Source organism: Paenibacillus oleatilyticus (genome assembly GCF_018998565.1).
Taxonomy (GTDB): domain Bacteria; phylum Bacillota; class Bacilli; order Paenibacillales; family NBRC-103111; genus Paenibacillus_G; species Paenibacillus_G oleatilyticus.
The window spans coordinates 1-275 of record NZ_JAHNZO010000224.1 but is presented as its reverse complement, the minus strand read 5'-3'; the positions used below and the strand labels follow the sequence as shown (position 1 = coordinate 275).

The window sequence follows — 275 nt, the reverse complement described above, 5'->3', positions numbered from 1 at the left end:
TGACCCGTAGGGGATTCGAACCCCTGTTACCTCCGTGAAAGGGAGGTGTCTTAACCCCTTGACCAACGGGCCATGCTTTTAATTAAATAACTTGATGCAAATCTACGGAGAGAGAGGGATTCGAACCCTCGAGACGCTTGTGACGCCTACACGATTTCCAATCGTGCTCCTTCGGCCAGCTCGGACACCTCTCCAAGAATGGCTCCCCGAACAGGACTCGAACCTGTGACAACTCGATTAACAGTCGAGTGCTCTACCAACTGAGCTATCAGGGA

General features: G+C 52.0%; 3 tRNA genes. All 3 read right to left on the bottom strand.

What is annotated here, in order from left to right:
* Positions 1-72: transfer RNA gene (locus KQX66_RS37095), tRNA-Glu, on the bottom strand.
* A 33-nt stretch (positions 73-105) separates the two neighbouring features.
* A tRNA-Ser gene (locus KQX66_RS37090) sits at positions 106-194 on the bottom strand.
* Positions 195-199: 5 nt separating this feature from the next.
* Positions 200-275 (bottom strand) — tRNA-Asn (locus tag KQX66_RS37085).